Raw genomic sequence first — 19,935 nt, 5'->3', positions numbered from 1 at the left:
CTGTCCCTCAGTACAGCCCCAACGCCCTTCTTCGGAAGGGCGTTGTCGTTCCAGCCCTTGGAGCACTACCATGACAGACACGATTTCCCTGAACACCGAACGCCTACTCCTGCGCCCCTGGAAAGCTTCCGACCTGGAGCCCTTTTTCCGCTTGAACAGCGATCCCCACGCGCTGCGTTTTTACCCGGCCACCCTGGACCGTGAGCAAAGCGATGCCATCGCCCACCGCAGCCAAAGCCTGATTGACGAGCATGGCTGGGGCCCCTGGGCAGTCGAGCTGAAAGAAAACGGGGCCTTCATTGGCATGGTGGGCTTGAACCGCCCGACCGCCGATCTGTACTTTCAGCCTTGCGTGGAAGTTCTTTGGCGTTTGCTGCCTGAGTACTGGGGCAAGGGCTATGCCACCGAAGCGGCACGAGCCTGCATGGACTTTGGTTTTGACGAACTGGGCCTGGATCAAATTGTGGCGTACACCGCTCAGTTGAACTTGCCTTCGCAGACCGTCATGCAACGCCTGGGCATGACAGAGCAAGCTGGTACCTTTGATCACCCCGGTGTAGCGGCGGGCCACAAACTCGTCCCCCATGTGCTGTACACCCTGGACCGCAAGGATTGGCCCCAGTCTGCCTGAGCAGCCCGAAGGGTCAAAAATTAAGCCTTTAGGGCCCTCAGCGCTTGCAAAAACGCCAACTGTAACGCACAATCTTTACTGTATATATATTCAGCAGACAATACTATGACCGCCAAGCTCACTGCACGCCAACAACAAGTGCTGGACATCATTCGTTCTGAAATCGAACGGACGGGTTTCCCTCCCACTCGAGCAGAGATTGCTCAGGTGCTGGGTTTCAAATCCGCCAATGCGGCCGAAGATCATTTGAAAGCTCTGGCCCGCAAAGGCGCTATCGAGCTGACTGCCGGCGCCTCGCGCGGCATACGCCTGCTCGGTACGGATACCCGCGAAAGTGCTGCTCCCAGCAGCAACGCATTGGCCAATCTGGCTGACGCCCTCTTGCTGCCCATTATTGGTCGCGTGGCTGCCGGTAGCCCTATTTTGGCCACCGAGCATATCGAGCGCGAGATTGGCGTCGCCCCTACCCTATTCACCCAAACGCCTGATTACCTGCTGCGCGTACGCGGCCTGAGCATGAAAGACGCGGGCATTTTTGACGGCGACCTGCTGGCCGTCAAGAAAGCCAGTGAAGCGCGTAATGGGCAGATTGTGGTGGTACGTATTGGCGACGATGTCACCGTCAAGCGCCTGTCGCGCTCCAGCAATCAAGTGGTCCTCTTGCCCGAGAACCCGGACTTTGAACCCATCATCATCACCGACCCGGACTCCCTGTCTTTGGAAGGCATTGCTGTGGGTCTGATTCGTACCAGCCCGCTGCATTAAGCTTCCTCTCTCTTGGTCACCAGAGCGGTTTTACAGGCTTGGTGCTCCTGACAAGAGAAAAACCCCATATACCGTTTGGTACATGGGGTTTTTTATTGGTCGAAGTGCATGCCGATATACAGGTTTGAGCAGCCGTAAACCCCTCGCGCAAGCTAGCGACCCTCAACTCCCTCAATATCATTGCGCAAAGATCTGGCTCCCACTGCTATCAATATGACTAACCTCGAAGCCACGATCAGTCTGAGCAAAATGTAAACAGGCTACCTTGAACCCAAGGCAGCCTGTTTCACTGCTTGCTTACTACTGCTGATGCTTAGTGCTTGAAGGACTCAGAACCCGCCCCAGCAGCACGCGTGGCTGCCAAGGCCTCAGCGGCCAGGCGAGCTACTTCTTCGTCGCTCAGGGGCGTTACAGCGTCTTGCAGGGCCACTTCCAGTACACGGTCAATCCAACGCACCGGGATGATCTCCAGCGTGTTTTTCACGTTATCTGGAATATCGGCCAGGTCCTTGATGTTTTCTTCCGGGATCATCACGGTTTTGATGCCGCCGCGTTGCGCTGCCAACAGCTTCTCTTTCAAGCCGCCGATAGGCAGAACTTCGCCGCGCAAGGTGATTTCACCCGTCATGGCCACATCAGCACGAACCGGAATACCCGTCAGGCTGGACACGATAGCGGTCGTAATGGCGATACCGGCCGATGGACCATCCTTGGGCGTAGCGCCTTCTGGAAAGTGCACGTGCAGGTCACGCTTTTCAAACACGCTATTGGCAATGCCCCACTTCTGAGCACGCGAACGCACAACCGTACGAGCCGCTTCGACCGATTCTTTCATCACATCGCCAATCGAGCCGGTGCGCAGCACATTGCCTTTACCGGGCATATCGGCCACTTCGATGGTCAGCAACTCACCGCCCACCTCGGTCCAGGCCAGACCGGTAACCAGGCCAACCTTGTTCTCTTTTTCGGCCAGGCCGAAGGAGAAACGACGTACACCCAGGTAATCGTTCAGATTCGCCGCATTCACGACCAAGGTTTCCTGGGTCAGTGTTTTGTAGCGAGCTGCACGCGTACCGGCTTGTGGATTGGCCACCAACAGCTTGCGAACAACCTTGCGGCAGATCTTGCTGATTTCACGTTCCAGGGAACGCACACCCGCTTCACGGGTGTAGTAACGCACGATGTCGCGCACGGCATCTTCGGTCACTTCCAGCTCGCCATCGCGCACGCCGTTGTTCTTCATCAGCTTGGGCAAGAGGTAATCGAAAGCAATGCGCACCTTCTCATCTTCGGTGTAACCCGACAGACGAATCACTTCCATACGGTCCAGCAGGGCCGGTGGAATGTTCAAGGTATTGCTGGTTGCCACGAACATCACATCGGACAAGTCATAGTCCACTTCCAGGTAGTGATCCTGGAAGGTGTGATTTTGTTCGGGGTCCAGAACCTCCAGCAATGCCGAGGATGGATCGCCACGGAAATCCGCGCCCATCTTGTCGATCTCGTCCAGCAGGAACAGCGGGTTACGTACACCCACCTTGCTCATGTTCTGAACCACCTTGCCCGGCATGGAGCCGATGTAGGTACGACGGTGACCGCGAATCTCGGCCTCGTCACGTACACCACCCAAAGCCATACGAATGAACTTGCGGTTCGTTGCCTTGGCAATGGACTGTCCCAGCGAAGTTTTACCCACGCCTGGAGGGCCAACCAAACACAGGATTGGAGCCTTCAGTTTGTCGACACGTTGCTGAACCGCCAGGTACTCGACAATACGTTCCTTGACCTTTTCCAGACCAAAGTGATCCGCATCCAATACTTCCTCGGCGTTGCTCAAGGAGTTGTTGATACGGCTCTTTTTGCGCCAAGGCAGGCCTACCAGCGTTTCAATGTAGTTGCGCACGACCGTGGCTTCGGCTGACATCGGCGACATCAGCTTGAGCTTTTTCATTTCGGATTCGGCTTTCTTAAGCGCTTCTTTGCTCAGTTGAGCCTGTTCGATGCGTTTTTCCAGCTCTTCGACATCCGCACCGTCCTCGCCTTCGCCCAGCTCTTTCTGAATCGCCTTGACCTGCTCGTTCAGGTAGTAGTCGCGCTGGCTCTTTTCCATCTGCTTTTTCACACGGCCGCGAATGCGCTTCTCGACCTGCAAGATGTCAATTTCGCCTTCCAGTTGCGACAGCAGGCCCTCCAGACGCTCCAAAGCCTTGGGCGTTTCCAGCATGCCCTGCTTTTGCTCCAGCTTCAAAGGCAAATGAGCGGCGATGGTATCGGCCAGACGGCCAGCATCGTCAATCCCGGTCAGGGAAGTCAGAATTTCCTGAGGGATTTTTTTATTCAGTTTGACGTACTGCTCGAACTGACCCAGCACCGCACGACGCAGGGCTTCGGTTTCAGCAGCATCACCGGAGTCGCCGGGCACTTCGACCACCGAGGCCATGAAGTGGGTTTCGGCATCCTGTACCTGGGTGATTCGAGCGCGCTGCAAGCCTTCCACCAGCACTTTTACCGTGCCGTCGGGCAGCTTGAGCATTTGCAAAATACTGGCCGCACACGCAATTTCGTAGAGATCCTCGGGAGCGGGATCGTCCTTGCCTGCGGACTTTTGCGCCACCAACATAATGTTGTTGCCGGACTCCATTGCCAGCTCAAGGGCTTTGATCGAGCGAGGCCGGCCAACAAAAAGCGGAATCACCATGTGAGGGAACACCACTACATCGCGCAAGGGAAGCAGCGGCAGCTCAATAGGTTCCGTAGAAAGAATCTGGCTCGCAGACATAGTCATTTCCTATAAATGTCCTTAGACGCAAAAGGGAAGCCTGGGCTTCCCTTTCACGGTTTAACCTGTTGTAGCTCAGATTGTGGCGAATTTTGATATTTCAAGTAGGCCGAACGAACATTAGAACAGAACTTTACAGAGTTAAAGAGAGACAAGCCCTTATGCCTGGTAGTCTTCATAGGTCCACTCCTTTCTCTTTACCTTCGCCTGTCGCCCTGTCCCGCCTGCGCCTGTCCGACCAAAGCCAGACAGTGCACAAACGAGGAGATATCTCTAAGCTACTGCGTTTTTCAAGGGCGACTCAGTGTCACTGGCTTCACTATCGGACAAAGGACGACCCAAAATCAATTCGGGTTTACTCTTTCCGACAATGGCGTCCTCGGTCAGCACCACTTTGCTGACGTCTTTACGCGAAGGCAGTTCGTACATGGTGTCCAGCAGCGCTTGCTCGACAATACTGCGCAGGCCGCGAGCGCCGGTACGACGCTTGATGGCGCGCTGGGCTACCGCACGCAGGGCTTCGGGCTGAACTTCCAGCTCTACGCCTTCCATGCTCAGCAGCTTCTGGAACTGCTTGACCAAGGCATTGCGCGGCTCGGTCAAAATGCGGATCAGTGCGTCTTCGTGCAGCTCTTCCAGAGTGGCAACCACAGGCAAACGACCTACCAGCTCGGGGATCAGGCCGAACTTGATCAGATCCTCGGGCTCGGCCTCAGAGAACAGTTCGCCTACACCACGCTCGGACTTGGCTTTCACCGAGGCAGAAAAACCGATACCGGATTTTTCTGTACGGTCACGAATCACCTTTTCCAGGCCATCAAAGGCACCACCGACGATGAACAGAATGCTGGTGGTATCAACCTGCACAAAGTCCTGGTTGGGGTGCTTGCGGCCACCTTGTGGGGGCACCGAAGCGACTGTGCCTTCGATCAGCTTGAGCAATGCCTGTTGCACGCCCTCGCCCGACACGTCGCGGGTGATCGAAGGGTTATCCGACTTGCGGGAAATCTTGTCAATTTCGTCGATGTAGATAATGGCGCGCTGCGCTTTTTCCACATCGTAATCGCAGTTTTGCAGCAGTTTTTGAACGATGTTCTCGACGTCCTCACCCACGTAACCGGCTTCGGTCAGCGTGGTGGCGTCAGCCATCACAAAAGGCACATCCAGCATGCGGGCCAGTGTTTGGGCCAGCAGCGTTTTGCCCGAACCCGTAGGGCCGATCAGCAAGATATTACTTTTGGACAGTTCTACATCGTCACGGCCTGGCTTGCCATTACGAATTCGCTTGTAGTGGTTGTACACCGCTACGGCCAAGGTGCGCTTGGGCATTTCCTGGCCAATAACATACCCATCCAGAAACTCTTTGATTTCCTGGGGGGTGGGCAATTCCTTACGTTCACCATCAGGAGTGGCGCCCGCAGCTTCGTCACGAATGATATCGGTACACAGATCAATACATTCGTCGCAGATGAACACGGACGAAGGTCCAGCGATCAGTTTCTTGACCTCATGCTGGCTTTTATTGCAAAACGAGCAATGCAGAACTTTCTCGTCGGCCGATTTCTTTTCGGACATAAATTTAAATTTCACTTCAGGATGGTAAAAGGACGGGAACAAGTCCCGCCCCCGAACAGCCATAGTACTGCGTCAGATCGATCCCCGTGGGGACAGATGATTACTCGTCACGAGTGTTCATCACCTTGTCGATCAGGCCGTAGGCCACAGCGTCTTCAGCTGCCATGAAGTTGTCACGCTCGGTATCCAGCTCGATACGCTCGACAGGCTGACCGCAGTTTTCGGCCAGGATCTTGTTCAAGCGTTCACGCAGGCTCAGGATTTCCTTGGCCTGAATCTGGATATCGGAAGCCTGGCCTCGCGCACCGCCCGAAGGCTGATGAATCATGATGCGCGAGTTAGGCAAGGCAAGACGCTTGCCCTTGACGCCCGAAGACAGCAAGAAAGCGCCCATGCTGGCAGCCATGCCGGTACACAATGTCGAGACTTCCGGCTTGACGAACTGCATCGTGTCGTAGATGGCCAGGCCTGCATAGACCGAACCACCGGGCGAGTTGATGTAGAGCGAAATATCCTTTTCAGGATTTTCCGACTCCAGAAACAGCAGCTGGGCCACAATCAGGTTGGCCGAGTTGTCGTGAACCGGGCCCACCAGAAAGATGATGCGCTCGCGCAGCAGGCGGGAGTAGATGTCGTAAGACCGCTCTCCACGACCGGACTGCTCGATCACGATAGGCACGTAGCCCAAACCCGTAGGGGCAACGGATTGCCCCCCATGCATTGAGGCGTAGAAGTCGACAAAGGTTGACGACATTAGTTGGTTCCCATGATTTGGTCGAACGCCACCTCCTCGTCGGACACCTTGGCCTGGGACAGTACGTGCTCGACGACGTTATCTTCGAGTACCACTGCCTCAATCTCGGCGCGACGCTGGCGATCGGACAAGTAGTAGGCCACCACTTGGGCGGGCTGTTCGTAGTTCTGGGCAAATTCTTCGATGCGGGCACGAACCTGTTCGGGCTTGGCTTGCAGTTCAGCAGCCTTGACCAGTTCGGAGACCAGCAGACCCAGACGCACGCGGCGAGTGGATTCTTCCTTGAAGGCCTCGGCAGGGATAGGCATCTTGTCTGCGTCAGGCACGCCGCGCTCTTTCAGTTCGGCGCGAGCCGAAGCGATGCGACCTTCCACGTCGTTGTCCACCAGAGCGTTAGGCACGTCAAATTCGCTGGCAGACAGCAAGGCGTCCATCACAGCGGATTTGTTACGGGCGTGCACACGAGCCTTGATTTCGCGTTCGATGTTGGCACGAATGTCGGCCAGCAAAGCGTCCACATCACCTTCAGCCTGACCCAGGGACTTGGCAAACTCAGCATCCAGCTCGGGCAGAACAGGCTGGGCCACGTCTGTCACGGTGATCTTGAATTCGGCAGTTTTGCCAGCCACTTCCTTGCCGGTGTAGTCGGCAGGGAATTCCAGAGGGAAGGTTTTGGTTTCGCCTGCTTTCATGCCGGCAACGGCAGTCTCGAACTCGGGCAGCATGCGGCCACGACCTTGCAGGTACTGGAAACCTTCAGCGCTACCGCCTTCAAAGGCGACGCCGTCAATGGTGCCCACAAAGTCCAGAGTGATGCGGTCATCTTCCTGAGCTTGGCGATCAGCGCTGGATTCGTAGTTGGCGCGTTGCTTGCGCAGCACGTCTACGGTGCGCTGGATGTCTTCGTCGGTCACAGGCGTGTTGGCACGCTTGATTTCCAGTTTGGACAGATCAGGCAGAGCCACTTCTGGATAAACTTCGAAAGTTGCGGTAAAGGCCATGGTGCCTTCAGCAGGCTCGCCTTCTTTGGCTTCCAGATTAGGAGTGCCGGCTACGCGCAATTTGGAGTCCTGGATCACTTTGTCCAGGGCTTTGCCGATTTCTTCGTTGATGGCGTCGTAACGGATACCAGGGCCGTGGCTGCGCTCGACAACGGACAAAGGCGCTTTACCGGGACGGAAGCCCTGTACCTTGGCCGTACGAGCCACACGCTTGAGCTGGGCCTGGACTTGTTTTTCTACGTCGGCCACCGAAACGACCACATCGACTCGGCGCTCCAAGCCGGACAGAATTTCAACCTCGGGCTGCATTGAAGACCTATATTAAATTGAGTAATTGATAAGAGTAATCCGGCATTTTACCGGAAACTGGCACGGTAAATCCAAACAAACGTATTTTGAATCATAATTTCCTGTCAAGACAATACAGCCGTGCCGGACTATGATCCCTTACTTTACCTTCCCTACGCAAGACTGATATGCACATGAACACCCCTTTAGGCGGCATCCGGGTCCTGGAACTGGGCCAATTGATTGCCGGCCCCTTTGCCGCCAAGATCCTGGGCGAATTTGGCGCGGACGTCATCAAGATCGAATCCCCCAAAGGCGGTGACCCCTTGCGTAAATGGCGTTTGCTGCATGACGGTAACTCGGTCTGGTGGGAGGTGCAATCCCGTAACAAGAAGTCTCTGGCCCTGGACCTGCGACAGGCGGAGTGTCAGGACGTGGTGCGCACACTGGTAAAAGAATGTGACATTCTGATCGAGAACTTTCGCCCCGGCGCCCTGGAAGAATGGGGGCTAGGCTGGGAAGACCTGAAAGCCATCAACCCCGGTCTGATCATGTTGCGTGTATCGGGCTACGGCCAGACCGGCCCTTACAAGGACAAGCCCGGTTTCGGCGTGATTGGCGAGGCCATGGGCGGCTTACGCCACCTTAGCGGTGAGGCCGGACGGCCACCGGTACGGGTTGGCGTGTCCATTGGAGACTCTCTGGCAGCCTTGCATGGTGTCATCGGCATCATGATGGCCCTGCGCCAGCGTGAACAGAACAAGGGCGAAGGTCAATATATTGACGTGGCCCTGTATGAATCCGTGTTCAACATGATGGAAAGTCTGCTGCCCGAATACTCCGCCTTCGGCGCCATTCGGGAGCCTGCCGGCAGCAGCCTGCCCGGCATTACGCCCAGCAATGCCTACGTCTGCAAGGATGGCAAGTACGCCTTGATCGCCGGCAATGGCGACAGCATTTTCAAGCGCTTGATGAACGCCATTGGGCGCGCTGATATGGCTGACAATCCCGACTACGCGCACAATGATGGCCGTGCCCGAAATGCAGGCGTGATCGATGCCGCCATTGGCCACTGGGCCAGCGCTCTGGAACTGGACAAGGTACTGGAAATTCTGGACCAGGCTGGCGTTCCCGCAGGGCGGGTTTATGACATTGCCGATATCGCGGCGGATCCCCACTATCAGGCCCGTGACATGCTGCTGGACAGCAGTCTTCCAGACGGCACACCGCTTAAAGTACCCGGCATCGTTCCCAAGCTGAGCCACACCCCTGGCGCCATCTACCGCCCTGCTCCGCACCTGGGCCAGGACACCCAGGAAATCCTGGATAACCTGGGGATCAGCGCCGAACAACAAGCCGACTGGCAAGCACGCGGCCTGATCGCCAAGAACCCAAAACGCAAGTAAAACAAAGCAGTACAAAAGCACCTGGGGGCCAGTACAAGATGGCCCCTAATCTATTTGTTTTTCATACGGAGCAAGCACTTGCCGAGGATGAAAATCCAAGCTAGAATCTACTTCTTTCGTGCTGCGAACGTGGCGGAATTGGTAGACGCACCAGATTTAGGTTCTGGCGCCGAGAGGTGTGAGAGTTCGAGTCTCTCCGTTCGCACCAGAGCATGAAAACCGTTGATTCAGAAAAATCAATTTTAAGCAAAATCAACGGCTTAACTTTCATACCCTAACAGCTTTTAATAGCCTGTTTTCAAGTATTCAACATCGTAGGCCCCATAAAGGCCCCACGAATTCCTCAAAAAAACAAAAATAGCCACATCGCCTAGGTATTGAGTCCAGTTCAATGCTGTGAGCGATGCACATGACTGCGAGTGCGTCTATTGATTTGGTTCCCTTGTAATTGTTTGGCCGCTAATAATTGCCACTCAATCAACTCGCTGCACGTCTTGTATTGTTGCGTACGAAAGCTAGCCCATTCTCACAATCATTAGTTAAAGCTTGTCCGCGCTAACAAAGTTATTTTCAGGTAACAGCCCACCAAAGCTGCGCTATATAGATCTGATAAATCCAACGGTATTTACTGAAATCGACCTCGAGACAGCTGAGAAAAAGCACGTGCCGGGGGGGGGGCAGAATCGCAAGACCCCCGCTGGGCACTGTGCTTTTCTCCTGAACACCTCTACTTAAACATCAGTTGTAGCGATCGTGCTTTCCAGGAAAGTCACTGGGCCAGCGCATGGGTTGCGGCTCGGGCTTGGGAGCCGGATCAGGACTTGGGCTGGGAGCCGGATTTGGGCTTGGCTTTGGAGTGCGATTCATCCCCATCTTTCCTTTATAAAAAATCAATAATGACAATCATTCGCAAGTAATCATATTACCTAGTCACATTTGACAATAAATAACATTTATTCCTGTTTTTTACTCGATAACTACATTTTTCATGCATAAAGAGGTCATAAATTTGCCTGAAAGACCAATAAACCGAAGAATATTTGTTACTTTATACTACATTGATGAGCTGAAAGGGAGTATGGACATCGTTCTATAGACGTAGGTCAAAGCCGGTTTGAAACCGGCCCAAGAGGAAGGGATTTTGTCGTCAGGGAGTCTCAGGGGAGGACTTCAACACGGCCAGACAGTCAAGACGAAAACCATGCCCCGCATAAAGAGAAAGTCGGCACAGAGATGGCTGGGCCACAACAAACAGCTTAGTGAAGCAGCAAGAGCAACGGGCACGTCACCTGATATCCCTACTATCAAGCCCGAAAGATTCCCCCCACCCCCCTCATTTCCGAGCCCCACAAAAGAAAGCCTTGAAGCGCAGACACAAAAAAGCCGCCCTTGAAGGCGGCTTCCCGATTAAATCCGGAGCTTATTCCTGCCGATCGTGTTTACCCGGAAAATCGCTAGGCCAGCGCATGGGCTTAGGCTGCGGATCGGGTTTGGATACCTGATTAGTAAAGGGGGCACTATTCACAAGGCAACCTCCTTCATGAAAATTAAAAATATAGAACCAGGCTTCAATTGCACTAAATCTTATATCAATAAGAGCTAATTAATGGACGCTCTAGTATTAACCCTAGCAGAATGCTGAACAAATTAGCTGGCTCATAATTAATCAGACAGCATTCACGCCCGACAGTTCCTTGCCACTCCTATCCCTAACAGCGGTGCCACAGCAAAAATTCCAAATAAATAATAAGCCGCTTGACGCGTTCCCTCCACGCCACCGGGATCAATGAGTCCACCCGCATTGGCAATCATTCCAGCCAAGGCTGCTCCGCTTGCCGTTGCAAAGAGCTGAATGGTTGTAATCGATGCCCCCGCCAGTTCCTGCTCTTGGGCTGGCACTGCCTTGAAAACCCGCACCAGCAAATGGGGCCAAGCTACCCCTACTCCCACGCCTATCAAGGCCAGAGCCAGACAAATCGGTGCCAGAGCCAGGACGGAACCCGTACTGGTATCTGGCAGTAAAACAACAAGCCCCACCATACCCAGCAGTCCCAGGATAGGCCCAGCCATGATCGCCCGCGCAATGGCTTTTTCCCCCAGGCCCGAGCTGATAATTGCCCCTACCGTCCAGCCCGCCCCCATCAGCGCCGTCAAGTACCCCGCTACTAACGGGGACTGTTGATGCAAGACTTGCAGAAAAAGCGGTGCAAAAACTTCACCACTGGTCACCGTCAGCACTAACAAGGACATCAAGGCATAGAGTTTGGCAATAGCAGATCTGAACTGAAACGCCCCCGATGGCAGCAACTTGGTAGACGAACGTTTTTCCACTACCAGCAAAGCGACAGCCAACACCCCCGCCAAGCCCAGGCCAAGCGCATTTTGCAGTACATCTGCCGAGGTACTACCGGCAGAGATCGCCAACACCGCCAGCGTCAACAACAGCAGTTGAACCACAGGAATAGCCACCTTGCTCACCGCCGCGGCATGTTGCTCGCGTTTGGGGAGGACTACTAATGCCAAAGCGGCAAAAAGCACGGCAATCAAGGCGACCGATCCAAAAGCCGCACGCCACATTCCCCACTGCGCAAACACGCCACCGACTGCCGGCCCAGCCAACGTTGCCACGCCCCACATGGCTGATACCAACGCCATGGCTCGAGGCCACAAGGGCTCTGCAAAAACCAGACGAATCATGGCATACGCCAGAGCAAAGAGAAAACCACCGCCAATCCCCTGGACGAAGCGCCCGAACAGCAAAAGGGACATATTCGGCGCCAGCGCGCAAACAAGCGCCCCCACAGCAAAGATCAAGGCCGCGACGGCATAGCTGCTTTTAGGGCCCGTCAAGGCCAGCAACTTGGGTGACAGAGCCGAACCCAGAATAGACGCCACGACAAACAGGGTCGTATTCCAGGCATATAAATCCAGCCCACCAATATCCTGCACAACCGTGGGCAAAATGGTGGTCACAATGTAGACATTGACGGCATGCAATACCACTCCACCGGCCAGGACGAGGGCACGCATAGCATTGGCCCCCGACAACAAAGCGCCCCACCCGGTCTGTACCCCTTGCCCGCTACTCGCGCAAGCTTGCTGATTCTTCATAAGATCTCGACTCATTCTTTTAAAAGTAGCCCTGCCGCTTGAAAAGCTTGCATAGGCAAGAGTGGTCTTTTATAAAACCTCATGTATAGATGAGGTCAAGAGATCCAAACACCATGAGAATCGATACCAGCATCCCTCTGTCCGTGGGTGAAGTCGCCCGCCGCAGCGGGGTCACCATTGCAACCGTGCATCACTATGAAACCAAAGGTCTCATTCATGGCTGGCGTAGCGATGGTAACCAGCGCCGCTATCACCGGGATGTTCTACGGAAAATTGCGGTCATCAAAATTGCGCAGCGCGCCGGCATTCCACTGGCTACCATCAAAACAGCCTTGGATGAATTACCTACTGGCCGGCCACTGAACGCCAAGGACTGGGCGACCTTGTCCACGAGCTGGCGGGATATGTTGAATGAGCGGATTCTCAGCCTGACACAGCTACGCGATGAGCTGGATGGCTGTATAGGCTGTGGGTGTTTGTCCATGACGGACTGCCCACTTAGAAACCCGGGGGATCAGTTATCCCTGTCAGGCGCGGGTGCTGTGCTGCTTGATGCCGGACGACACAATCAGAAGCGGAAGAAAAGAGCGGGGGAAATCTGATCGCGCGGCTTGTGTGAAATCCAGGCTGAACACGCAGCGCATCAGGGTTGGAAATCAGCGAAAACCGACTCTTACTTCACTATGCCAGAAGGCATCAGGCAGCAAAAAGGCCCGGTTTTCACACCAGGCCTTTTTTACTCCCTGCTCTCTTAGATCACGCCCCAGAAATACAGCAGCGCGGGGAGCAAGGCTGTCAGCACCCCTTGCACGGCAGACACCAGCCCAGTCAGGCGGGCAATGGGTTTATTCAGCACCAGCAGCAAGAAGAACATGAACCAGAGCACTGCCCAGGACAACCAGCTCAGGACTTGCCAGTAGTCAAAAATCCGCTCGGCTACGCTCAAATTTGTAAGGGCGGCGGGAATAGCGATGCAGGCGACCACCAAGGAATACCAGCCCAAGGCACGCCCATCACTTCCTGTAAACGCGTTCACCCCTACCCAAAAATAGGTCAAGGCAAACAGGCCCAGATAAATGGCCGACAAGGGAGAGTACACGGTGCTATTGGCGGGGTTCAAGATATGGGACATGCAGATGAATCCCAGTACGGCCGTGAACAAGTTGACGATAGCAGCATCTTTGGCATCCACCAGCCTGCCAGCATGATGACCTTCAGAGTAAAAGAGACGAACACCATTAACGAACAGGCACAGGCCTGCAAACGCCAGAAAAGCGGCAACTAGCATTTTGAAGATATCCTAAGTAATAGAAGGCGGACACAGAACATGCCCGCAACATGATGTTGCACTCAAGGCTGAGGCGGAGCAGATCATAGAGCTTGGCTACACAATTGCCATGTGATTTTTTTTATAAGCTCTATAAGAAAAAACCGCGCAATTTTGCGGCGGTTTTCCAGTGAAAATTCTTGCTGAAAAGCGAGCGGTTTGCACAGGCATTAGCAGACAAACGCCCCCTTCTCCATTTTGGAAGCAGACTCAGCCCAGGACCAAACAAAGTCCCTTTTAATCAATGAGTTAAAAAATTATCGAAGCCTGGGCAAGGCCGCTACAAATGAGGTCTGGCAACTGACCAAACCATAAACAGCGTGCCTGCTCAAGAACTCGCTCAAGCCTGTTCGTTTTGGCCCCAGCGAGCCAGCACACGCACATAGGCCAACTGTGCCAGTAGTTCCACCAAAGTCTGCGTCAAAATGATGGCTGGCAACAACGGCAAAGCCCCCGGAATCGCCAAAGCCAGAGGCAGCACCACCAAAGAATTGCGAGTTGCACTGCTGAAAGCCACCGCACGTCGCAACGGGACGGCCAGCCGCGCTTGCCGTGCCAGCGCCCAGCTGATGACAGGAGCCAGAATGGCAAACAGCGCATACACCGGCAATACTCGCCACAAGACATCCAGTGCAGGCTCCAGTTGTCGCAGAACAGCCGCCACGACGATGAACAAGACCAAAGCAGTAGCTGGAACGGGGGCCAAGCCCAAACCCGTTTTTATCTGCGCCCAGCTATGACTTTTACCCGCGAGATACTGGGTGGCCCCCGCCAGCAGCAGCGGAATCAGAATCAGGTAAAAGAAAGCATTCAGAAACGGCCCGGCTTTGATGTACAAACCGAACTGTTCCCCCAAGGCCAATTTCAAAAACAAGGGCAGGAGCAGCATTTGCACAAGCAGCAGTACCGGCGTAGCGGCTAGAAGTGCGCGGGCGTCGGCACGACCTAATTGAGCAAAGGTCACGACGTAATCAATGCAAGGAGCCAGCAAGACCAACAGCACGCCCAGGCGCAACATGGTGTGGTCTGGCAGCAAGGGCACCAGCGCAAAGACCAATAGAGGTATCAGGAGAAAATTGGCCAGAAGCAAAACGGCCAGAAAGCGCAGCTGGGTCAGCGCTTTGCCTAACTGGGCAATAGGCACCTGCACAAAGGTGACATACAACATGAAAGCCAGCGCTGGATTGATCCAGTCGACCAGACTAGCTGGCATCACCCAGACACTGGCCATCCAGGCGGCCAGCAACATCGCCACACAATAAATAGCGGTTTGCCGGCGCTCTAACACATCACGAATCACGGCCAGCACCTCGTTTGGCTGAACAACTCCGGCACTGCCGTGAGAACTCCCTTTTACAGACCGCTACGGCGCAAACGTGCGGCGGACTGACGGTTCAAATCTCGAGCCTCACGCTCGGCATACTCGCTTTCTCCGGCTTCGTAACGGCCCTCGTGCATGCAGGACTCACGGTCCCAGGTGCATTCATTAAAGAGTTTTGACACGGGGCCACCACCGGGCTTCGCGGAGGAACAAGCTGCCATCAAAGCGGCCAGACCGAGCACCGCGCAACTTTGAATCAGACGTCGAACCATCATTGTGTTTTCCCTACAAAAAATCTTTATTGCAATTACCGCGAATCGAAATCAGAACCGATCGCGGACAATAGGAACACTGTACCCTGAGCCTCCAAAGCCCGTCGATTCCCTTTCCTGATAATTTGCAATTTATGACTCACGAACAATTTTTGCTATTGGTCCAAATCTTGAATCTGACGCCCAATCCCGAACTGGAGCAGGAAGTCCGACATCCGGGCGCGCAAATCAGCACACAAGCACAACAGATCCTGACTCTACATCTCCGGCTGAAGGAAGCCTATGTCATTCACAGGCCCACTGCATTTCGAGTTGTAGTCAGCCATGACGATCTGGACCGTTTCCCAGGCGCCCTGGATTTGAAGCAAGGTATGCATGTACAGCTGGTTTCTTACACCAGCGAGCGCTACATCAGTGTTCGTATCACCCAACTGCCAGCCACCCCCAAGGCGTATTTCAGGGGCGTCGTCAGCGAGCAGAACATCAGTTACCACGTTTTCGAGGTAGGGGACAGCGTGTATTTTTCTGAAGATCAAGTCCACGCCATACTCAATAAATAAAATGGGCTAGTGCCCACACGCCAAGGTGCCTGCTTCAACCCGATCTTTTCAGACTGGTGTCAGGCAGCAAGTGCAAGCCTGTCCGTCTTACAAACTCCTCGTAGCTGATGGGTGGTCCAACACGAGTGGAAGCCTGGTTAGCCTGCCAATGTACCCAGGATCGCCCTGTTGTTGCGTCATACACCAGCTTGAACAAATGACTGGGAACGGCAACCTGGCTGGAACCTATCGTCGCGGCATTGCGCTCGTACACAGGTCCGGTGAACACATACACATTGCCTGCGGCACGCGCCACATATTTACGGGTATCGGCTTCGATCTTGTTCCAGGGGCCGGCGTTGTGGACCTGATTTTGCGGCACCATATTAGCCAGAGAAAAGCTCTGGGCCATGCTCTGCTCCGACGCCATATCCCCTGCCGGAGCCATATGTCCGCGCGAAAAGCCCGAGCCTCGATAGTCATTCAGCTCGGCTCGCTCTGCCTGCGGCAAACGGCCTTCAGCATAAAAACGATCCGTGCGCTTCAAGCCTTTGGCGGACTGAATCTGCTGACGATTCAGACGCTGGACGACAAACACCGGCGTCTTGGTTTGGCCGCTATGCAAAATCGCAAAAGAGCTGAAGCACAACTCTCTTTGCGTGTAAGCCATGGGCACGACAGGTCGCGAGCCGGGAAAGAACTGGGGGCAATGTGCAAAAGAGGTTTGAACATACCCCTCGACCGAGGCCGGGACAGGCACACTATCCTGCTGCGTCGCGCCTGGCCAACCCAAAGACACCAGAAACGGTTCAAGACTTTGCCAGTTCAGCCCTTGGGGATGAAGCCAGGCCGTTGCAATCCCGAAACTGGTCAGGGCCGCGGCAAGGACGGACTTCAGAAATCGGGACGGGTTTGCCTGCCCTGTCTTTTTTCTACTACTGGTTTTTTTAACGCTACGACCTGTACTTTTTCTGCTCATACCACTCTTGTTTTATGCTTGGTCGGCTTACATCATTGCGCCGACTGCACCTGTGATTATAAGCAGTCCTTTCAGATTCAAAAGAACGTGCCCCCAGTGGGAGCACGTATTTATTTCTGACTCCGGCTTTTTTTAACGCGATCAATCGCCAGAACAGGAGAAGACTCAGGACTTGCGGTGACGCTTTTTACTGAGCACCCAGAGCCTGCAATTCTTTCAATTCATCTTGCAGTTGTGCCAATTTGGCACGATCACGTTCCAGTTTTTTCTCCAGCTTTTCCACCTTGTCTTGTCGCCCTTCAGCCCGTTTCTCGGCGATTTCATCCAGGCGTTCCTGGATGTCCTCTTCCTGCTCGCGGATATCTTCCTGTACATCACGCAGCAAATCCGCGTCCCGGCAATGCATCTGCACATTGGCCAAGGCGCGCTCCAGGCCACGCTCTCGATGAACATTGCCATGCTGGCGAGCATAGTTGATCTGGTTCTGAATTTCGGCAGCCCGATACTGGCAAGCCGGGTTATCAGCCCAGGCGGGCAAGGCCATCACACTTAATACAGCACTCAAACACCATACGGAACGTTTCATCCTTGTTACTCCTGCAGTGTTCATCCAGATAGCCATCATACAATCCAGACTCCAATTTACCTCAGGTGGACGATTGGAATAGACTTCGTCAATTTGTCACGAAAACGTGATTAAATTCGAAAATTCTTCTGTTTATGTCATATTCAAGTAACAAAATTGTCGCAAATTGTGCCGAGAAATTTACACAACTTGTCTTTAAGCATAAAACAGTTCAGTTACACTCGAAATCCTCATAAAGCAAACTTTTACTTTTAATCGTGTTCAACATCACCACCAGGAAACTGATTTTTTTCCTGTGCGCTGCTTTGATTGTGTTGTGGCTCTTTCCCTTTGCGCACGTCAACGAAAGTTTGCTCAACTCCTCCCAGGCGTATTCAGCCTGGCATACCAGTGTGCTCAACTCCTTGATGCCCTTGTCCATTCTGGCCGTTGCCAGTCTGATCTGGGCAGAACGGGCGGTGTCCGCTTGTCTGGCCATGGCCGTCAACACCGTCTTGTTTGTACTGGCGATCAAGAATATCTGCGATACCGCGGACCGCTTCTCGCGGGTCTGCGGTATTGATATTTCTGTTTCCTATGGAGCCATGTTGTACGGACTGGGCATGGCCACCCTGTGGGTGCTGCTGCTGAGCTATCGCTGGAAAGGTCCCAAGGAACAATCCGGCCCCTCGGGTGACGCAAGCCTGTAATCAGGTTCCTCTCGTCCCTGCATCATCCGGATGGTCTGCGGGGCCAGTGAGGCCATGAGCAGGGTCTCCTTTATTCTTGCCGTATAAATAGCGGCTTCAAGCCGGATTGAAGGGCCAGAAAACGGGGATCAACAACACGCCCAACACCCAGAAAATCAGATTCAAGGGCAAACCCACTTTCAGGAAATCCACAAAACGATAGCCGCCTGCGCCATAAACCATGGTGTTGGTCTGATAACCCACAGGCGTGGCAAAACTGGTGGAAGCCGCGAAGGTAACGGCAATCAGAAAGGGAGTGGGATCGACGCCCATCATTTTCGCCGTGGACATTCCTATCGGTGTCAGCAAGACAGCAGCGGCGGCATTGCTCATGAACTCCGTCAGCATCAGGGCCATCAGGTAGACCACGGCCAACACGGTCAAAGGTCCAAAGGACTTCACCAGACCAACGGTATTTTCGACCAGAAACTGGGCCGCGCCGGTCTCGCTCATGGCCATACCCAAAGGCAGCAAGCCCGCCATCAAGATGATGATGCGCCAGTCTATGGCGTCGTACACATCATCTGCTTTCAGACAACCGGCCAGTGTCATGGCCACAGCACCGAACAAGGAGGTGATGCTGATAGGCACCCAGCCCAAGGCAGGCAACAAAATCACCAGGGCCATGGTGACCAGTGCAAACGGCGCACGCCAGCCCATTTCCTTTTCGGCCTCGCGCTCGGACAACACGATGATATTGCTGTCAGCCCGCAAATCGGCCGCCTCTGCGGCCGGAGTCAACATCAACAAGATATCGCCCACCTGCAAACGCACAGCACGCAATTGCTCACGCAAGACCTGACCACGGCGATGAATGCCCAGCACGGTGGCGTTCTTGTGCCAGCCTGCTCCCAAACTGCCCAAAGTACGACCACTGATACGCGAACGCGGCGCAATCATGACCTCGGTCAAAACCTGATCAACCTGCTCGAAAGACTGTTGTTCCAGCTTGAACTGGGGGTCTACCTCCAGACCCGCTTCTTTGCGTAGCTCGTCCAGCTTGGTCCAGTCTCCGCGCGCCAACAGCACATCGTCCTGCTCGATCTTCTGCTCTCGCGGGCCCCACACTTTGGTATCGCCGCGCAACAGCTCCAGCACAAACACCCCGTATTGCTCGCCCAGCTTGGCATCGCCCACCGATTGGCCAATCAGGGAAGAATCGGGCATCACCCGCAGCTCGGTAATGTATTTTCCCAGCTCATATTGCTCGACCAACTCGCCGCCACGGGCATCGGGCAGTAACCAGCGCCCTATCGTCAGCAAATAAAGACACCCCACAGCCATACAGATCACCCCCAAGGCGGTGAACTCGAACATGGTGAAACCGGGATGGCCCAGATCGCGGGCAATGGCATTGACCAGCAGGTTGGTAGAGGTCCCGACCAAGGTACAGACCCCGGCCATTTGCGAGACATAGGACAAGGGGATAAGCGCTTTGGAGGCCGACATGCCTATCCGTGCGCAGGCGGCCATGACGATGGGAATGAATACCGCTACCACCGCCGTGTTGTTGACGAAAGGAGCAATCACCGCCAGAACCAGAAACAACAGCAGCAGAAACTGCACAGGGGAGCGTGCCTTGCTCAGCAAATCCCCAATCCCGGACAGCGCCCCGCTATTTTGCAGCCCGGCAGCCAGCACAAACATGGCCGCGACGGTAACCGTGGCCGGATTGCTGAAACCACCCACGGCCTGCTCGGGAGTCACCAAACCCAGAACCGCCAAGGTGCTGAGCACCAGCAAGGCGATAGCATCTATTCGGAGTTTTTCTGTTGCAAACAAGACAATCGCGATTAAAGCCAGACCCAAGACCACTGCAATCTCTGTTGTCATGTTGCCCCACTCCTGTTTGTGCTGTGCTGCTCAGTATAGG

Annotated in this window: 18 protein-coding genes, 1 tRNA gene and 1 pseudogene; 7 read left to right on the top strand and 13 right to left on the bottom strand. The window is 54.4% G+C overall.

The features are described from left to right. The first annotated feature begins 70 nt into the window (after window positions 1-70). On the top strand, window positions 71-631 hold the full coding sequence (locus KOE80_RS12845; RefSeq protein ID WP_226349281.1) for a GNAT family N-acetyltransferase: 561 nt from the start codon (window positions 71-73) through the stop codon (window positions 629-631). A gap of 105 nt (window positions 632-736) precedes the next feature. After that, complete coding sequence (lexA, locus tag KOE80_RS12840) at window positions 737-1,396, top strand: transcriptional repressor LexA (RefSeq protein ID WP_009459104.1); 660 nt, start codon at window positions 737-739, stop codon at window positions 1,394-1,396. A gap of 313 nt (window positions 1,397-1,709) precedes the next feature. On the opposite strand, the gene lon is transcribed toward lexA, so the two are convergent. The 4 genes from lon to tig form a co-directional block, all read right to left on the bottom strand. Further along, complete coding sequence (gene lon / locus KOE80_RS12835) at window positions 1,710-4,175, bottom strand: endopeptidase La (protein WP_226349280.1); 2,466 nt, start codon at window positions 4,173-4,175, stop codon at window positions 1,710-1,712. A gap of 273 nt (window positions 4,176-4,448) precedes the next feature. Continuing rightward, complete coding sequence (clpX, locus tag KOE80_RS12830) at window positions 4,449-5,750, bottom strand: ATP-dependent Clp protease ATP-binding subunit ClpX (RefSeq protein WP_026482846.1); 1,302 nt, start codon at window positions 5,748-5,750, stop codon at window positions 4,449-4,451. A 100-nt stretch (window positions 5,751-5,850) separates the two neighbouring features. Beyond that, entirely contained in the window at window positions 5,851-6,504 is a 654-nt protein-coding gene (gene clpP / locus KOE80_RS12825) for an ATP-dependent Clp endopeptidase proteolytic subunit ClpP (protein ID WP_021446711.1), read from the bottom strand. Next, window positions 6,504-7,814: a trigger factor gene (gene tig / locus KOE80_RS12820; protein WP_009459092.1), complete on the bottom strand. Its 1,311-nt coding sequence runs from the start codon at window positions 7,812-7,814 to the stop codon at window positions 6,504-6,506. Before tig ends, clpP begins: the two co-directional genes overlap by 1 nt. Before the next feature lie 173 nt (window positions 7,815-7,987). On the opposite strand from tig, the gene KOE80_RS12815 reads away from it, so the two are divergent. Together KOE80_RS12815 and KOE80_RS12810 are read left to right on the top strand one after the other, a co-directional pair. After that, complete coding sequence (locus KOE80_RS12815) at window positions 7,988-9,199, top strand: CaiB/BaiF CoA transferase family protein (RefSeq protein WP_035268810.1); 1,212 nt, start codon at window positions 7,988-7,990, stop codon at window positions 9,197-9,199. Between the two features lie 123 nt (window positions 9,200-9,322). Then, window positions 9,323-9,407, top strand: a tRNA-Leu gene (locus tag KOE80_RS12810). 530 nt (window positions 9,408-9,937) lie between these two features. Here the strand turns inward: KOE80_RS12810 and KOE80_RS20355 are convergent. Then, window positions 9,938-10,066 (bottom strand): hypothetical protein, encoded by a 129-nt coding sequence (locus KOE80_RS20355; RefSeq protein ID WP_264180252.1) that lies wholly within the window; start codon window positions 10,064-10,066, stop codon window positions 9,938-9,940. An 810-nt stretch (window positions 10,067-10,876) separates the two neighbouring features. Then, window positions 10,877-12,310: an MFS transporter gene (locus KOE80_RS12805; protein ID WP_226349279.1), complete on the bottom strand. Its 1,434-nt coding sequence runs from the start codon at window positions 12,308-12,310 to the stop codon at window positions 10,877-10,879. Window positions 12,311-12,423: 113 nt separating this feature from the next. On the opposite strand from KOE80_RS12805, the gene soxR reads away from it, so the two are divergent. Continuing rightward, window positions 12,424-12,912 (top strand): redox-sensitive transcriptional activator SoxR, encoded by a 489-nt coding sequence (soxR, locus tag KOE80_RS12800; RefSeq protein WP_035268132.1) that lies wholly within the window; start codon window positions 12,424-12,426, stop codon window positions 12,910-12,912. 149 nt (window positions 12,913-13,061) lie between these two features. Here soxR and KOE80_RS12795 read toward each other — a convergent pair whose 3' ends face one another. The 3 genes from KOE80_RS12795 to KOE80_RS12785 form a co-directional block, all read right to left on the bottom strand. Further along, window positions 13,062-13,598 carry an AmiS/UreI family transporter gene (locus tag KOE80_RS12795; RefSeq protein WP_226349278.1) on the bottom strand — a complete coding sequence of 179 codons (537 nt, stop codon included), beginning with the start codon at window positions 13,596-13,598 and terminating at the stop codon, window positions 13,062-13,064. A gap of 379 nt (window positions 13,599-13,977) precedes the next feature. After that, window positions 13,978-14,886, bottom strand: a complete 909-nt coding sequence (locus tag KOE80_RS12790; RefSeq protein ID WP_413228937.1) for an arsenic resistance protein — start codon at window positions 14,884-14,886, stop codon at window positions 13,978-13,980. A gap of 104 nt (window positions 14,887-14,990) precedes the next feature. Then, window positions 14,991-15,233: a hypothetical protein gene (locus KOE80_RS12785; protein WP_009455761.1), complete on the bottom strand. Its 243-nt coding sequence runs from the start codon at window positions 15,231-15,233 to the stop codon at window positions 14,991-14,993. Between the two features lie 131 nt (window positions 15,234-15,364). Here KOE80_RS12785 and KOE80_RS12780 point away from each other — a divergent pair, with 131 nt between their 5' ends. Further along, window positions 15,365-15,790 carry a hypothetical protein gene (locus KOE80_RS12780; protein WP_226349277.1) on the top strand — a complete coding sequence of 142 codons (426 nt, stop codon included), beginning with the start codon at window positions 15,365-15,367 and terminating at the stop codon, window positions 15,788-15,790. Window positions 15,791-15,824: 34 nt separating this feature from the next. On the opposite strand, the gene KOE80_RS12775 is transcribed toward KOE80_RS12780, so the two are convergent. Beyond that, on the bottom strand, window positions 15,825-16,748 hold the full coding sequence (locus KOE80_RS12775) for a DNA/RNA non-specific endonuclease (RefSeq protein ID WP_081055387.1): 924 nt from the start codon (window positions 16,746-16,748) through the stop codon (window positions 15,825-15,827). A 187-nt stretch (window positions 16,749-16,935) separates the two neighbouring features. Further along, window positions 16,936-17,334 (bottom strand): DUF1090 domain-containing protein, encoded by a 399-nt coding sequence (locus KOE80_RS12770; protein ID WP_083053741.1) that lies wholly within the window; start codon window positions 17,332-17,334, stop codon window positions 16,936-16,938. 257 nt (window positions 17,335-17,591) lie between these two features. Here KOE80_RS12770 and KOE80_RS12765 point away from each other — a divergent pair, with 257 nt between their 5' ends. Further along, window positions 17,592-18,023 (top strand): hypothetical protein, encoded by a 432-nt coding sequence (locus tag KOE80_RS12765; RefSeq protein ID WP_009455757.1) that lies wholly within the window; start codon window positions 17,592-17,594, stop codon window positions 18,021-18,023. 96 nt (window positions 18,024-18,119) lie between these two features. Here the strand turns inward: KOE80_RS12765 and KOE80_RS20560 are convergent, their stop codons facing one another. Then, complete coding sequence (locus KOE80_RS20560) at window positions 18,120-18,962, bottom strand: SLC13 family permease (RefSeq protein WP_338001556.1); 843 nt, start codon at window positions 18,960-18,962, stop codon at window positions 18,120-18,122. 90 nt (window positions 18,963-19,052) lie between these two features. Next, window positions 19,053-19,907 (bottom strand): annotated as a pseudogene (locus tag KOE80_RS20555) (SLC13 family permease); the annotation flags it as partial. Window positions 19,908-19,935 lie beyond the last annotated feature (28 nt).

Origin of the sequence: Alcaligenes sp. 13f, from assembly GCF_020496585.1 — a bacterium.
GTDB classification, from domain to species: Bacteria; Pseudomonadota; Gammaproteobacteria; order Burkholderiales; family Burkholderiaceae_B; genus Alcaligenes; species Alcaligenes phenolicus.
This window is presented reverse-complemented; position numbering and strand designations above follow the sequence as displayed.

What these genes read in the sequence shown, in the direction of transcription:
- lexA (WP_009459104.1), top strand. Translation starts at nt 737, where the DNA reads ATGACCGCCAAGCTCACTGCACGCCAACAACAAGTGCTGGACATCATT.
- tig (WP_009459092.1), bottom strand. Translation starts at nt 7,814, where the DNA reads ATGCAGCCCGAGGTTGAAATTCTGTCCGGCTTGGAGCGCCGAGTCGAT.
- KOE80_RS12780 (WP_226349277.1), top strand. Translation starts at nt 15,365, where the DNA reads ATGACTCACGAACAATTTTTGCTATTGGTCCAAATCTTGAATCTGACG.
- KOE80_RS12845 (WP_226349281.1), top strand. Translation starts at nt 71, where the DNA reads ATGACAGACACGATTTCCCTGAACACCGAACGCCTACTCCTGCGCCCC.
- KOE80_RS12805 (WP_226349279.1), bottom strand. Translation starts at nt 12,310, where the DNA reads ATGAAGAATCAGCAAGCTTGCGCGAGTAGCGGGCAAGGGGTACAGACC.
- KOE80_RS12770 (WP_083053741.1), bottom strand. Translation starts at nt 17,334, where the DNA reads ATGAAACGTTCCGTATGGTGTTTGAGTGCTGTATTAAGTGTGATGGCC.
- soxR (WP_035268132.1), top strand. Translation starts at nt 12,424, where the DNA reads ATGAGAATCGATACCAGCATCCCTCTGTCCGTGGGTGAAGTCGCCCGC.
- KOE80_RS20355 (WP_264180252.1), bottom strand. Translation starts at nt 10,066, where the DNA reads ATGAATCGCACTCCAAAGCCAAGCCCAAATCCGGCTCCCAGCCCAAGT.
- KOE80_RS12795 (WP_226349278.1), bottom strand. Translation starts at nt 13,598, where the DNA reads ATGCTAGTTGCCGCTTTTCTGGCGTTTGCAGGCCTGTGCCTGTTCGTT.
- KOE80_RS12775 (WP_081055387.1), bottom strand. Translation starts at nt 16,748, where the DNA reads ATGAGCAGAAAAAGTACAGGTCGTAGCGTTAAAAAAACCAGTAGTAGA.
- lon (WP_226349280.1), bottom strand. Translation starts at nt 4,175, where the DNA reads ATGTCTGCGAGCCAGATTCTTTCTACGGAACCTATTGAGCTGCCGCTG.
- KOE80_RS20560 (WP_338001556.1), bottom strand. Translation starts at nt 18,962, where the DNA reads ATGATTGCGCCGCGTTCGCGTATCAGTGGTCGTACTTTGGGCAGTTTG.
- KOE80_RS12785 (WP_009455761.1), bottom strand. Translation starts at nt 15,233, where the DNA reads ATGATGGTTCGACGTCTGATTCAAAGTTGCGCGGTGCTCGGTCTGGCC.
- clpX (WP_026482846.1), bottom strand. Translation starts at nt 5,750, where the DNA reads ATGTCCGAAAAGAAATCGGCCGACGAGAAAGTTCTGCATTGCTCGTTT.
- KOE80_RS12815 (WP_035268810.1), top strand. Translation starts at nt 7,988, where the DNA reads ATGAACACCCCTTTAGGCGGCATCCGGGTCCTGGAACTGGGCCAATTG.
- clpP (WP_021446711.1), bottom strand. Translation starts at nt 6,504, where the DNA reads ATGTCGTCAACCTTTGTCGACTTCTACGCCTCAATGCATGGGGGGCAA.
- KOE80_RS12790 (WP_413228937.1), bottom strand. Translation starts at nt 14,886, where the DNA reads ATGTTGCTGGCCGCCTGGATGGCCAGTGTCTGGGTGATGCCAGCTAGT.